This window comes from Gracilibacillus salitolerans, from assembly GCF_009650095.1.
Lineage (GTDB): Bacteria > Bacillota > Bacilli > Bacillales > Amphibacillaceae > Gracilibacillus > Gracilibacillus salitolerans.
In genome coordinates this window covers 266,802-280,549 of the sequence record NZ_CP045915.1, presented here as the reverse complement: position 1 = coordinate 280,549, position 13,748 = coordinate 266,802, and the positions used below count along the sequence as shown (strand labels likewise).

The following is a 13,748-nucleotide window of genomic DNA, read 5'->3' as shown; positions in this document are numbered from 1 at the left end:
CATACCTCCTCGTACAATTCGCTAACAACAGAAACATCCTTCTTCAACTGCCCTTATTCGCAAGACGAACACACTTCTTATTCCGTTCATTCGCCCGTTTTGTTAATTAATATTTATATACTGATGAGCTACGTGGATTACAAATCACTCTTTTTTGAATGGCAACAGGAGTCCGACTCCTCAGAGTGATCATATTCGTCATGACGGCGGAGCCATGTCTTGCCATTGCCGTCACTGCGTCCAGGAGGCTGTTCCCAGTCCTCCTGCCTGCCAAGAGCTGTTAAATCGAGGTAGTTGAAGAAACCAAGTAGTAGGTCAGTTCCACGGGCGTAAGTCGTATACGTGTGAAAAATTCTTTCGCCATCGCGAAGAAAGCTGCTCACGCCAGGCACTTCTATTGACTGTTCGGAATCAACGGGTACTCCATTCTGAACAAGCTCGTCTTTGGTCAGGTAGTTGTATTCAATCGGAGCGATGGATTCGTCCAGCGTAACGTGAAAGTCATAGTTAAAGTCACTATCGTAGGACGAGTACCAAGGAATGTTCCAACCCATGCGTTCCTTGTAACGTTGGAGCTTGGAAAACGGAGCACGGGAGATCAGAGCCAGTGACGTGTTGCGTGCATGTAGGTGCGCAAGATGGCCGATATTATCCGCAGCCAACGAGCAAGCTGGGCAACCTGCTTCCCAATCAGGATCGAACATGAAGTGATGCACGATAAGTTGAGGACGCCCTTCAAACAGATCAAGCAAACTCGTTTTACCATACGGACCATTTAAGAGATAGTCCTTATTAATCTCTACCATTGGGAGTTGACGGCGCTCGGCATTCAGCGCATCCCGTTTCCTAGTGAATTCCTTCTCTTTGGCCAGCAATCCCTTACGAGCCACAAGCCATTCGTCTCGTGACACGACATTTGGTAGTTGCAGATGATTCTGCTTTTTTTTCATATAGTCTTCTCCCTTTTTTTGTTTCCTTAAGCTTATCACGAACAATGGCTATGGACTTCTTCTCAATTGCTAAGAACATTTCCTTTATTTCCTGGTCATCGCTTTTTATTCAATTAACTGGACCGTTTGTATTATAGGGTCAGCAAGCCATTTCTGATTGACCTATTTTTAATAGGTTTTATGCTTAAGGTAGCCGGGGTAGGACGATCTGGCCCGTGGGGCGCTGATCCCGTCCGTAATACTGTCCACCTCCTCCTTGTAGAAACATGTTTGAGGCTGGTTAGGACTCGATCCCATTAACAAGCGAAGCTATGACACTACAAGTAATACAGGGGCGCACCGGCAAATCTTTTAAAGGAGTTGTGATTCATATGGATCCTGTTATCCCTTGAACTATTCAGCAGCAACGTAGTGCAGCAGCACGTTACCAGAAGCAAAACTCTTAGCTTTGAGGAACGTAAGCTCGTTTTGATTAACCTCTTTAAAAAGTAGCTTTCCTCCGCTAGCGATGACTGGTGTCATAATGAACACATAATCGTCTATTAGGCCGGCATTAGTAAGTTGCTGCACGACGGTGCCGCTGCCCATGATGAGAATGTCAGATCCATCTTCTTCCTTTAGCTTCCTCACAATTTCAGTGATATCGCCACTATAAAATTCAGTGTTCTCCCAGTCGGACTTCCTCATCGTTTCTGAGAAGACAATTTTCCTCATGTCAGTCAGCTCTTGCGCCAACGCCTTCAATTCTTTCGGAGCGTTCGGGTCTTGCAGAACGGGCGGCCATGAAGCCTCGAACAACTCAAAAGTAGCCTTGCCTGCTATGAGCGTATCTGCCTTCACCATCTCGTGAGTAGTTTTATCGACGTCATTATCTGGGACGAACCAGTCCATACCTCCAGTCATTTCGTTGAGACTGGCAAAATAACCATCAATAGAAACTCGGTTAATCATTTTGACTTTACGCATCGTAATGCTCCCTCCTTTATGTTTTACATATCCATTATAATTGGAAAGAGTGATTTAAAATTGTACAAAGCCGTCATTTTTGCTATAAATACGATGACCCGGCGTCATCGCTATGGAATTCACTTACCTTATTCGTAATGCTTTTCGGCGTAACCCAGGAAAACGCTTTGATGTCACGGATAAAATGCGATTGATCATAAAAATTAAGGGCGTAAGCGATATCTGAAAATCGTTCGTACTGCCCCGTATTCATCATCCTCAGTGCCTCATTCACTCGCTTTACTCGAATGTACAACTGGGGTGGCATGCCAACGACTCGGGCAAAACGCTTTTGGAATTGACGCTCCGAAATATGAAATGTCGACAATAAATCTTTCACTTTGACAGTTGAAATGTGGAAACGAATAAAACCCAGTGCCTGCTCGATGAGTTCATCCCTTTTACTCGTTTGTTCCAGCTTTGTGATCAGGAATTCGCCGAGGAGAGTAATTCGCTCAGCATTTGTTCTGGCGGCTAAAAGCTGATTCTCAAGCTCTTTTGCGCCAAATTGGTCTGGCACTAGAAAACCTTGGTTGAGCGAGGATGCATCCATACCAAACAGGGTATAGAGCGCGTGAGACTTGAAGACCACCTGTTTTGTCGTGTACGGCTTGTTTCTGAAGTGCATGACACTTGGTTCCGCACCTTGTCCATGTAGAAACAATATGGGGATATTCGAGATTTGGGCCGAGCGGGTCGTAAGACATTCTATAGCAGCTGAATCATCGGTAGAAAGCTGGAACACAATACCAGGAAGGCCATTCGGGCACACCTTAACATTAAGTGCTTCACTACCCGTATGTGAGGCAATCCTAAGACACTCAATATCGCGTCTCAATACCTTTGGTGGCGGCAAGACTGTAAAGTTTATTGTTCTCATAACCCACCAAAACCTCCGGCCAAGAGAAGTTGCTGATTTTCCTTGGATACTGGTTGATACATGTTAAAAACCTCCAAATGCAAGGTATTGTAGGCTCTAGTTATGATATCTTTTCATATGAATTCGACGATACGTAGAGGATTTTGTTAATTCAGCAAGCCCCCAAATACCATTTCGTTAATTTGAATCAACTTTTAAATTCACAGTAAGGTGTAATATGGTTTGTAGATCAATGTTGATTATGGCGACAAACCTCTCTCATCTTTATCCAACCAACATCATTATCAATCGACTTATTATGTTTTAAAGATTCTCAAAATAAGTTCCACATCAGGTGGTGGAATTATTTTATTACCTTAAAGCTGTTGCATCGCAATCCCTTGGATTACCGCAAAGTATAAAGCAGCTAATTTAACTGGATCTTTATGTACAATTTCTGCTGATTTTTGACCAGCTTTAATAATCGGTAAAATTCCTTCTAATGCATTGATTTGTCATTAATTATTGATTTAATTATGCTGAAACCAATTACTTCGAACAAGAGGGTAAAACATTCCATTTACCCATTCGAAAGATTAGGTTAAATATAACAAATTTAACAGCTTATTGTAAACCCTTTCTTCTTCAACAATCCTGCCATTCACTTAAAGAAAAAGAGATCACTGTTCTTAAGCAATCGCACATTATAGTTGAAGAACTTATATAAAATACACCATTAAGTCTTTATCATAATATTGCCCATTAAATTTTATTGCGTTTCGCTCAGTTCCATAGACTTCAAACCCGACAGACTCATATAGTTTCTTGGCAGATTTATTATTTGATATTACTGTTAAATATATTTGTTCTAGTCCTTCACACTTATTTACGTTTTTTATAAGTTCAAGAATAAGCGATTTTCCAAGTCCTTGTCTTCTAACTACTGAATCCACATACATACCGAAAACATTTCCTTTATGGGACATTTTGATATTACTCTCTCGTACAAAAGTAACAATTCCAAATAATGAATTTTCTTTATCAAAAGAGCCTAAAACAAATTTGTCCTTTGATGGTTTTATTCGGTCTACAACTGTTTCAGTTGGAAAATGCACTTCTCTTTCATATGTTGAGCCAATTGCTTCAGGATTGGAATACCTTTCTGGTGTAGTAGTCTTCAGAACCAAAAAATGTTCAAGCTCCCCATCAAATTACTTCTAACTTTGGATTATTTTCTGTCCAAACACTTTCGATTAGGTTCCATCTTCCTTCAATTTCATTAAACAAATTTGCTTGTTGTTCATTTTCATGCAACATACAGATGCTATCAGTTAATGTAATAACTAATGTTTCCCCCTGAACAGACTTTTCATAGAATAGTGTTCCATGTTCACCATTTGGAATATTACGAAAGGCACCTATTACATTATTGAACCCAACATTTTCAGTAGCTCGCAACAATTGTTCCAGTGAGATTTTCTGCTATTTGTACAGTTCTAGTGTATTAATAAACCTAGAAGACGCACTGGTTATCTGCCTTTTGCCATTCCCTATATGCTCTACGTATTCATTTCTTTATTTGCCGAATATTCAACTTGCCTACAGTTGTAGGTGTCCCAAAAACGAAAATACCGCATTGGATTTCTCCTTATCCTTAGAATTTAAATATTTTAATAATAATAACTCATCCTATGGTAATAATAAGAACTACTAAATTTGTTTTCCATTGATTACAACTGTAGTAGCCAATTTTACTAAATTTAAAGTGAGGTACATAATTTGAAGAAAAAATTATTAACATTTATTATAACTTTGGCATTATGGTTTGTTTTTGCAGGCCGCGTTAATATCGAGGTATTTTTGTTAGGTACTATTATTTGTTCCATTATATCGTTTATGTTGGCTGAGGATTTGTTTAAATTAATACAACTGAAAGATGGAACGAAAGATTTCCCTAAGAAAATATATTACATATTTATGGTAATCATTGCTTTTATCTATGATCTGTTTTTATCTGCATTCAAAGTATCCAAACATGCATTCGAAATTAAACCATCATATTCTCCCCGAATCGTTAGTATAAAAACATCTCTTATAGGTTCAAACAGTATTGCAATTTTAGCCAATTTTATTACATTCACTCAAGGGTCTCTGGCTATGGATTTCGACCATATAAATAAACAATATCTTATTCACTGGATCGATGTTCACAGTGACGATGAAGAAGAAAGAAAGAAAACACGTATCCGTAAGCATCATACTTTGGTTGCGAAAATAGTTAATTGATTCAGCTTTTTAACTTGTTTTTTTAAGTACCTGATTATTTTATTTTTTTTAGTCCATTTGGAGTGTGATAGTAGTGCTCTATTTAATACTTGCAATTGTCTTATATGCTATTTTAACTTTTTATAGAGTCATTAAGGGCCCAAGTCTGCCTGATAGACTAGTTGCCATGAATTGTATAGGTGTCATGTTTTTACTGATTTTAGTTTTAATAAGTTATTATTTTGAACGAAAAGTTTTTATTGATGTGGCTTTAGTTTATGGGGTTTCCTTATTTATCAACGTTTTAATTATGGCTAAATATTTAAGAAAACCAGGGAAAGGTGGAGTTGGTGATTGATTTCATTCATAGTGTAAGACAACTATTTGTTTTTGTATTTTTTATAACTGGTACTTATTTTTTGTTAAGTACTACTGTGGGATTGATTCGTTTTCCTAATTTGTATACCCGGTTACATGCCGGATCTAAATGCCTGACGGCCGGAGGTATTTCAGTTTTCATGGGATGTATCGTACTCGAAGGCATTAGTTTTGTTTCTTTAAAACTAATTGTCATCATGATTTTTTTATTCATCACTAATCCGATAGCAATTCATGTCTTTGCCAGTTTTGATAATAATTATAACCTTATATTCAAAACATTTACAAAAAAAGATTTCGATAAATGACTGGAGGTCCATTCGTGGTAGATATCATATTTTATCTGTTATTACTATTTTTAATAATTACCGCATTTTTTATGGTGTTTACTAAAGATCTATCAAATTCCGTTATTACTCTTCCCCTATTCGGTGCAATTCTGGTAATTATTTTTGTGATACTCCAGGCTCCGGGTGTTGCTCTCGCTGGAGCAATAATGACTGCTGGCTTAACGACTGCCTTTTTTGTAATTACTATAAATAAAACGGAGTATGGAAGAAATGAGTAGACTAAATGAAAGGTTTAAAAAGCTTTATAAAATAGGCCTTGTTATAACGTTCGCTGTTTTCTTATTATTCTTATTTTATGACATACATAATCTTGATAGCGATAGTAAAAGATATTTATCAGAACACTATATTTCTGAAGGGCTACAGGAAACTGGAGCGACAAATCTAGTTGCATCTGTCCTATATGATTACCGAGCTTTTGATACTTTGGGTGAAGCAACGATGATTTTAACTGCTGCTACTATTTTAGCTTTTCTGGTTCCTATAACTAAAGCAACAATGTTTGGTACAACATTTAAAAGTATTGTTAATCAAACAGTGAAATTGATTATCCCATATTTAGCCGTTTTAGGAGCGTACTTACTATTATTTGGTCATATTAGTCCTGGCGGTGGTTTTGTTGGAGGAGTTGTTCTGTCTATCATTCCCATTCTACTGACAATAACCTATAGTGTTGAATTCTCTGAATATATATTCAAACCTGACCAAAAAAAGTTAGTAGAAGATATAGGAGCTATAGGTTTTGTTTTACTGGGATTACTAGGCGTACTCACTGGGAGCAATTTTTTTGCCAGCGGACAAGCCTATTTCAGAACCGGAAATGCTGGAGAAGTGTTTAGTGCCGGGTTAATACCTTACATCAATTTAATGATTGGATTAAAAGTAGGAGCTGGTCTGGCCATCATTTTTAATAGTTTAATTAAGGAGAAATAATAGTGGAAATACCATATGTTGTCGTAATCATTTTGTTCTGTCTAGGAATGTATACGATCATTACCAAAAAAAATTTAATAAAGATTGTTATTGGGGTTACTATTGTAGAATCTTCTTTGATTTTGTTGTTAATGCTCGTAGGTTATATACCGGGTGGAACTGCTCCTATTTTAGACAAAGGATATGAATTAGTAGTCGATCCTATCCCTCAGGCACTTGCCCTGACTACCATTGTTATCGGGGGAAGTGTTACAGCTGTCATGCTGGCGATGGTAATTAAGGTACATAAAAGATATAGAACGTTAAACATTGATGAGATTCGAAAATTGAGAGGATAAATTTTATTTTGGGGAGGTTAATAATGGAAGCGGCTGTCTGGGTTATCATTTTACCTTTATTAACCGCATTTTTTCTTGGTATTTCAAAGTTATATTTTAAAAGGATTTTTTTTCCTTTGGTAACCGGTAGTGCGATCATTTATCTTTTTTTATTAATTTTAGTTATTACTAATAGTTATCCTCCAAAAGTATACAGTATTGGTGATTGGGATCTGTTGGGAATAAATTTAATGGTGGATCCTTTTTCTGCTCTATTTTTGTTGATGATAGCGATATTATTTTTTCCTTTTATTATTTTTTCCATGAAATATAACAAATTTATGAAACATGACTACTTTATTTTTGCATATTTAATGATAGCTGGTATTTCGGGAATGGTTCTTACTGCTGATTTATTCAATCTTTATGTATTTATGGAAGTGAGTTCTCTGAGTTCTTGCGCTCTGTCATTGTATAAAAAGACTGATAGAGGAATAGAAGGTACTTTTAAATATCTGATAATGTCTACGGTGGGGAGCTTTTTTATTTTACTGGCTACCATTTTAACTTATTACTTAACTGGAACGCTAAATATGGCTGAAATCCCCCTAGCATTTGAGGATATCCCCTTTAAAATTAAAAGTACCCTTATGACCTTTTTTGTTTTTGGCTATGCCGTAAAGGTCGGGTTAATTCCTCTGCATGCTTGGCTACCTGATGCTTATGAAGATTCGCCAATTCCTTACAATGTTTTATCATCGGGCTTAGTGTTGAAATCTGCTGTATATGCATTAATAAGAGTGTTATATATAATGTTTGGCGTTGATTTTCTGGATGAAAGTAGACTGTTAAATATTGTGGTTTTCTGGGGAGTTATTACTTTTATTATTGCTCATTGTTTAGCCTATCAGCAATCCAATTTGAACCGGCTGCTTGCATATTCCACCGTTGCTCAAATAGCGTATATCATGATCGGATTATTTGTGGGAACGGAAGCAGGCTTAATTGCTGGAAGTTTTCACATTTTAAATCACGCCATAATGAAAGGGACGTTATTTTTAGTTGTAGGAATATTTCATTATAGTATAGCCGCTGTTGAAATAAAAGATATTAAAGGACTGGGTTATAAATTCCCCATACTCTCCTTTACTTTTGTAGTTGCTTCCTTTGCTATAGTGGGCCTGCCTCCCTTCAATGGATTTTTGAGTAAATGGCTTATTGTTGAAGCAGCTCTAGAAGCTGGCTTTGTTTATGTTGCCTTCTTTATTCTGGTGGGAACGTTTTTATCCTTAACGTATTATTTAAAAGTAATTGTTACATTATATACAAAAAACGAACAAGAACTAGAAATGGAAAAAGCCGGTTTATCTTTAAAATTACCTACTATCTTTCTAGGTAGTTTATGTATTGTATTTGGCATAGTACCTTCATTACCTTTAAGTCTAATTAATAAGATTCCGGAATTTTTGCTTGATAATGAAGACTACATAAGAATATTACTAGGAGGTTGAAGATGATTACTCCAGGTTTTGTATATTTAACAGGTGCTTTGCTATTATTTTTACCTTTTCATGATAAAATCAAATACATCATATCTTTCCTCATTGCTACAGGAGCCCTTATCGTTACTTTTTATTTAATACCTGGTGAACAACTGCAACTCGATTTTCTCACCTTTACTCTAACTCCTTTTAGCGTAGATAGTATTAGTAAATTAACGGGATTAATTTTTGCCGCCGGTGGTTTAGCTTCTGTAATTTATTCGATAAATATATGTTCCCTACCTAATTTAAGGTTAATATTTGTGTTTATTGGCAGTGCCTTGACCGTGGTTTTTTCCGGTGACCTGTTTACTCTATATGTTTTCTGGGAGTTAATGACGATCAGTTCTTCTTTTCTTATTATAATAACAAGTAATTTCACTAAAAAAACAGGGTATTATTATTTTCTACTACACGTGGCTGGCAGTTTGAGTTTATTATGGGGGATATTTTTACAGTATTCTGCTACAGGTAGTTTATCTTTGAATGCTATAGAGGCTGGAATCCCCTTTTTTTTAATGGCAATAGCAGTTAAGCTGGCCTTTGTCGGTTTCCATACATGGATGCCATGGGTTTACAGCAAAGCTCCTTTTTATGTTGCAGTTGTTTTATCGATATATACAACAAAAGTGGGCGTATATGTAATGGCTCGTCTTGTATCGGGGATAAATATTTTGGCATATGCCGGTCTTATTTCAGCTTTGTTTGGAATTGTAATGGCCCTAAGGCAAAACGAGGTTCGTAAATTATTGAGCTATTCGATCATAACCCAAGTTGGCTATATGATTATTGGTATTAGTATTGGTACTGCAGCGGGAATTGCAGGAGGTATGTTTCACCTGGTTAATCACATATTATATAAAACTGTATTATTTATGGCAGTGGGATTTGTCATGTATACAACAGGGAAGGATGATTTTGAAAATTTAGAGATCATTCGCCGCAAACTTCCGATAACTTCTATCGCAACATTGGTAGCTTTTATGGGGATATCTGGCGTTCCCTTTTTTAATGGCTATATGAGTAAAACCATTATTAAAGATGCTTTACATGACCCATTATTAAAATTGGGTTTGGACCTGATGAGTTTTGGGACCTCTCTCATGTTTTTAAAATTTATCTATTATGTATTTTTCTATAAAAGTAATAGGAACTTAGCTGAAAAGCCACCCATTAGCATGCAATTAGGAATGGGTTTTTTAACTGTTATGATGATATTGATTGGTCTTAATCCTTTTTTGTTAGAAACTTTAATGAATATTAATGTAGATATTAATTATTTCGAAATAAAACATATGATAAGTGGTATTCAACCCTTTATCTGGTCCATACCTATATTTATTTTATCAAAGAAATATTTATTAAAAAGATACGATATACTTACATATCATGATATTTATCGCAAAGTGGGTAACATATTTATAGCTACAGGCTATAAGTTAAGTAACTATCATGACGGGAAATTAAATAAATATCTGTTATGGACAACTACCACTTTAATAATTCTGTTGTTATTGTTAATGTTTTAATATCCATCTACTGTTATGATGAATATAGATTTGATAAACATTATTCAACGGTGAATTATACCAATTGACCTATACCTGATTTGATGGACACGTAGAAAAGTTGATATAAGATCTGATTTACAATGTGAGCAACCCTATAATCCTTCAACCTTCAACTTCATTAACCCACATCCTTCCTTGTTTTGTTTTAATATTAGTATTATACCAACATGATAAATAAGTTTAAAAATTAATCATAAAAAGGAAAAGGAAGTTAAAATGAAAACACCTTTTAAGTTCTTATAAAGTTAATTATCTGAACTATATTGTGCCCCCATTTCTCTTGCTATTGTTTTGCATCCTATATTAACCTTTAATCCTTTACTATTTTATCTATAAGAGGGGTTATTGGCTTAATAAGATTACCAGCTAAAGGTATTCAAATCCCCAAAGACAATTCGTAGTAAGAAGTCTAAGCAAAGTGTTTTGTTTGATCTTTTTTGTTTTTTTAAACTACTCTTGGTAGGTTAGTTTAGGTACATTTTTTCGCAAAGCCCTCTAAAAAAGAAGATCTTTGCTGCACAGTATAAGTCTACTACGTAATAAAAAGAGTTGTTCCACAGCCTGGCCGATTGTGGAACAACTTTATTGTAAAAGAAATATCTTTATTGCTACTGATCTATGACATTTTTATATTAGAATTCTATGAAAAATTATGTTCAAAGTTGTGACATTTTATGTTAGAATTCACAAAAAGTGTGAATTCTAATAAAACTTGTCACAAAAGGACCGTTAAAATACGGATTTTTCCTACAAAAAGATGTCATTCTAATATATAATGTCATTTATCGTAATATATCTAACTTAATATGTCATGTGTCGTGGTTTGGAATTTTAGTTAACCTATTGCTAAATCGTTATAAGAAGAGCAAATCTAATGAGAAAGGTTTGCTCTTCAAACTTTCTTATATAATAATCACAGTATGCAATACTAGCGCCTATTGTTCAATATCCTTATCTATTGAATAGTAGTTTTGTACTGTGCAGCAAAACATCCTGTTATTAATGAAAGGTCTTGTTCAACTAACGCTCCCAATTGCTGAAGGATAAAATCCCTGTTTTTATAATTAATTAGTCTATAGATAGCGCAATTTTTCCAAATTGTTTTCCATGTTCCATCTTTTTGAAAGCTTGAACAGTTTGAGATAATGGCATGACTTCGTCAACAATAGGCTTAAGAGAATGACTTCTCATAAAATCGATCATTTGATGAAATTCTTCCCGGCTTCCCATGGAAGTACCGAGAATATTAATTTGCGGATAAAAAAGCTTTCGTAAGGGAATTTCAACTTTATCTCCTGAGCTTGCTCCAAAATTGATAATTCGCCCATTCGAGTTCAGGACATCAAAATATTTTGAGAAAGTGGCAGGTCCTATACTATCTAGAACTAAGTCCACCTTTTCGCCTTTCATGCTTTCATTCCAATCACCATTACTGTTAAATACACGTTCAACCCCATATTTTATAGCTTGTTTACTTTTTTCTTCACTTCGCGAAGTAGCAGTTACTTTTGCCCCAGTAGCTTTTGCCATTAACATTGCATAAGTTGCAACACCACTTCAGATGCCGGGTATTAAAATGTGTTCTCCTTCTTTTAATTGTCCTTTAGTAAATAAAGCTCTATACGCCGTTAAGGCTGATAAAGGTAAAACGCCTGCTTCCTCCCATGAGAGATAAGATGGTTTTTCTACTACATTTTCAGCTGGGACAATGACATATTCAGCAAATGTACCATCTGAAGGTCCACCCAAAATTTTAGGGTTATCCGGAACAGTATTTGCATATGTCCAATCTATACTTGGATTGATAATTACTTCTGTTCCAACTGGAAAATTTAGCACACCTCCGCCTGTTTCTGATATTAGACCCGCACCATCAGATCCAGGAATAAAAGATGAGTCATTTCCCTTTTTATTATTAATAATGAATAAGTCACGTCTGTTCAGCCCAGCTACTTTGAGTTTCACTTTGACTTCTCCATCCTCTGGTTTCCTAATAGCTGAGTCTGTATAATTTAATCCCTCTATTTCACTCTTTCCACTATGTACTATAGCTTTCATGAAGTTCACTCCTCATCTTTTTTTAAGTCATTCTGTTTTCACAGTTAACATTTTGCCTGCATCGTTACTCCACAATCGGGCCCTTAATGGAATAAAGAAGCGCCCATTGTGTATGGGCATTGCAATATTATTGAATATTCTGAATCCAACCCTTCCGAGGGGTTGCAAAAATACCCAGTAACAAATAATTATCTCTTCTCTTAGTAACAATCGTTAATTTTTATTCAAGTGGCATTCTTCTTGACTAGTTTGTAGTCTCATTTCAATATTCCTCGAATCTGTTTCGTTTAAATAAAATGAGTATTTGATAAAAACGAGAGCAAAAATAATAAATAGCCCACCGATCCAACTCAAATTTAAAATGTGAGTATATTGTATAATGATCCCTCCTAAAGCAGCACCTAGCATCATCCCAATATTCATTAGTGCTGTATTAAAACTGAGTACAGTTTCAGATGATTGTGGTTTCAGTGAAATCAAATAAAATTGCTTCGCTGGTGTGGTTGTCCAAGTCGCCGCTCCCCAAACTGTCAACGTTATAAATACACCTAGTGTCGAATGCTGTGTAAATGTTAATACAAGTAAAGCAACTGCATGAACGAATAAACTAATGGATATCGTTCGATTTGGTCCCCACTTGTCTACAGCAAATCCACCAAAACGTGAGCCAATAAAAGCAAAAGTACCTAAAACAAACAAGGCGATACTAGTCATCTCTATTGAAAAACCTGCAGAATTACTTAACAAGGGAGAAATATAAGCAAACACCATGGTGTAACCTAATATCCAGAAGATAGTAGTTGTTAATCCGGTGATTACCCGTTTATCCTTTATAATGTGTATCTGTTGTTTAAATGGTACGGGCTCATTTCCTTTTATACTAGGTAATAATTTGTGAAGTAGAAGTAAAAGAATTACTGTAACAAAAGCAATGATTAGAAAAATATAACGCCAATTCAGATAAGCAGCTAAAAATGTCCCTATAGGTACACCAAGCACTAATGAAACGGTAAATCCAGTGATAACCGTTGCCATGGCACTACCACGTTTTTCTGCTGTAGCAATTTGAGCAGCATAGTTTGTTGCAACGACAATGTAAAGCCCACCACTCATTGCCATAATAATTCTTGACAACATTAGTACAGTATAATCATAACTAATAAACGCTACGATATTACCTAAAATAAATGTGAAAATAGCATATAATAATATTTTTTTACGTTCAAACTTCGCAGTTAACAAAACCATTACCAATGCACCAACTGCATACGATAACGAATAAACGGTTATTAATTGACCTGCAGCTGAGACCGATACATCTAAATCGAAAGAGATGATTTCTAATATACCAGAAACAACAAACTCTGCTGTCCCTGTAACAAAGGCTCCTAGTGCTAAAAGAATAATAATGAATGGATTGATGTTTTTTGCCAACTTTTACATCTCCTTTAATATTTCTTAAGTTGATTTTATTTTAAATGCCATGTTAACATAAGTAAAATTCATATTTTTCATGAAGGA

At 35.6% G+C, this 13,748-nt stretch carries 14 protein-coding genes and 1 pseudogene; 8 read left to right on the top strand and 7 right to left on the bottom strand.

From position 1 onward, the window contains the following. Positions 1–137 precede the first annotated feature (137 nt). The 5 genes from GI584_RS01475 to GI584_RS23740 all read right to left on the bottom strand — a co-directional run bounded on the left by GI584_RS01475 (position 138) and on the right by GI584_RS23740 (position 4,272). Positions 138–950: a DUF899 domain-containing protein gene (locus GI584_RS01475; RefSeq protein WP_153789985.1), complete on the bottom strand. Its 813-nt coding sequence runs from the start codon at positions 948–950 to the stop codon at positions 138–140. A 393-nt stretch (positions 951–1,343) separates the two neighbouring features. Beyond that, positions 1,344–1,916: a dihydrofolate reductase family protein gene (locus tag GI584_RS01470; protein WP_153789984.1), complete on the bottom strand. Its 573-nt coding sequence runs from the start codon at positions 1,914–1,916 to the stop codon at positions 1,344–1,346. Between the two features lie 82 nt (positions 1,917–1,998). Then, positions 1,999–2,835, bottom strand: a complete 837-nt coding sequence (locus tag GI584_RS01465; protein ID WP_153789983.1) for a helix-turn-helix domain-containing protein — start codon at positions 2,833–2,835, stop codon at positions 1,999–2,001. Positions 2,836–3,533: 698 nt separating this feature from the next. Beyond that, a complete protein-coding gene (locus GI584_RS01460; protein WP_153792879.1) occupies positions 3,534–4,001 on the bottom strand; it encodes a GNAT family N-acetyltransferase in 468 nt (155 codons plus the stop codon). A gap of 19 nt (positions 4,002–4,020) precedes the next feature. Continuing rightward, positions 4,021–4,272, bottom strand: a complete 252-nt coding sequence (locus tag GI584_RS23740; RefSeq protein WP_194842232.1) for a hypothetical protein — start codon at positions 4,270–4,272, stop codon at positions 4,021–4,023. A 321-nt stretch (positions 4,273–4,593) separates the two neighbouring features. Here GI584_RS23740 and GI584_RS01455 point away from each other — a divergent pair, with 321 nt between their 5' ends. From GI584_RS01455 to GI584_RS01420, 8 genes are all read left to right on the top strand, one after another. After that, positions 4,594–5,100: a Na+/H+ antiporter subunit E gene (locus tag GI584_RS01455; protein ID WP_153789982.1), complete on the top strand. Its 507-nt coding sequence runs from the start codon at positions 4,594–4,596 to the stop codon at positions 5,098–5,100. A 73-nt stretch (positions 5,101–5,173) separates the two neighbouring features. After that, entirely contained in the window at positions 5,174–5,437 is a 264-nt protein-coding gene (locus GI584_RS01450; protein WP_153789981.1) for an MrpF/PhaF family protein, read from the top strand. Then, entirely contained in the window at positions 5,421–5,765 is a 345-nt protein-coding gene (mnhG, locus tag GI584_RS24330; RefSeq protein WP_407647383.1) for a monovalent cation/H(+) antiporter subunit G, read from the top strand. The genes GI584_RS01450 and mnhG overlap by 17 nt, the downstream gene beginning before the upstream one ends. Before the next feature lie 14 nt (positions 5,766–5,779). Beyond that, positions 5,780–6,025 (top strand): Na(+)/H(+) antiporter subunit B, encoded by a 246-nt coding sequence (locus GI584_RS01440; RefSeq protein ID WP_153789980.1) that lies wholly within the window; start codon positions 5,780–5,782, stop codon positions 6,023–6,025. Next, the gene (mbhE, locus tag GI584_RS01435) at positions 6,018–6,740 is read left to right on the top strand and encodes a hydrogen gas-evolving membrane-bound hydrogenase subunit E (protein WP_153789979.1); all 723 of its coding nucleotides are present in this window, start codon (positions 6,018–6,020) and stop codon (positions 6,738–6,740) included. Before GI584_RS01440 ends, mbhE begins: the two co-directional genes overlap by 8 nt. Before the next feature lie 2 nt (positions 6,741–6,742). Continuing rightward, complete coding sequence (locus GI584_RS01430; RefSeq protein WP_153789978.1) at positions 6,743–7,078, top strand: sodium:proton antiporter; 336 nt, start codon at positions 6,743–6,745, stop codon at positions 7,076–7,078. A 23-nt stretch (positions 7,079–7,101) separates the two neighbouring features. Then, positions 7,102–8,568 carry a complex I subunit 5 family protein gene (locus tag GI584_RS01425; protein WP_153789977.1) on the top strand — a complete coding sequence of 489 codons (1,467 nt, stop codon included), beginning with the start codon at positions 7,102–7,104 and terminating at the stop codon, positions 8,566–8,568. 2 nt (positions 8,569–8,570) lie between these two features. Next, positions 8,571–10,127: a proton-conducting transporter transmembrane domain-containing protein gene (locus GI584_RS01420; RefSeq protein WP_153789976.1), complete on the top strand. Its 1,557-nt coding sequence runs from the start codon at positions 8,571–8,573 to the stop codon at positions 10,125–10,127. A 1,110-nt stretch (positions 10,128–11,237) separates the two neighbouring features. Here the strand turns inward: GI584_RS01420 and GI584_RS01415 are convergent. Together GI584_RS01415 and GI584_RS01410 are read right to left on the bottom strand one after the other, a co-directional pair. Next, positions 11,238–12,227 (bottom strand): annotated as a pseudogene (locus GI584_RS01415) (zinc-binding dehydrogenase). A 213-nt stretch (positions 12,228–12,440) separates the two neighbouring features. Then, positions 12,441–13,661: an MFS transporter gene (locus GI584_RS01410; RefSeq protein ID WP_153789975.1), complete on the bottom strand. Its 1,221-nt coding sequence runs from the start codon at positions 13,659–13,661 to the stop codon at positions 12,441–12,443. Between the last annotated feature and the right edge of the window lie 87 nt (positions 13,662–13,748).

Bases quoted from the DNA above. Each gene is read 5' to 3' on its own strand.
- GI584_RS01475 (WP_153789985.1), bottom strand. From the start codon at position 950: ATGAAAAAAAAGCAGAATCATCTGCAACTACCAAATGTCGTGTCACGA.
- GI584_RS01470 (WP_153789984.1), bottom strand. From the start codon at position 1,916: ATGCGTAAAGTCAAAATGATTAACCGAGTTTCTATTGATGGTTATTTT.
- GI584_RS01465 (WP_153789983.1), bottom strand. From the start codon at position 2,835: ATGAGAACAATAAACTTTACAGTCTTGCCGCCACCAAAGGTATTGAGA.
- mbhE (WP_153789979.1), top strand. From the start codon at position 6,018: ATGAGTAGACTAAATGAAAGGTTTAAAAAGCTTTATAAAATAGGCCTT.
- GI584_RS01425 (WP_153789977.1), top strand. From the start codon at position 7,102: ATGGAAGCGGCTGTCTGGGTTATCATTTTACCTTTATTAACCGCATTT.
- GI584_RS01420 (WP_153789976.1), top strand. From the start codon at position 8,571: ATGATTACTCCAGGTTTTGTATATTTAACAGGTGCTTTGCTATTATTT.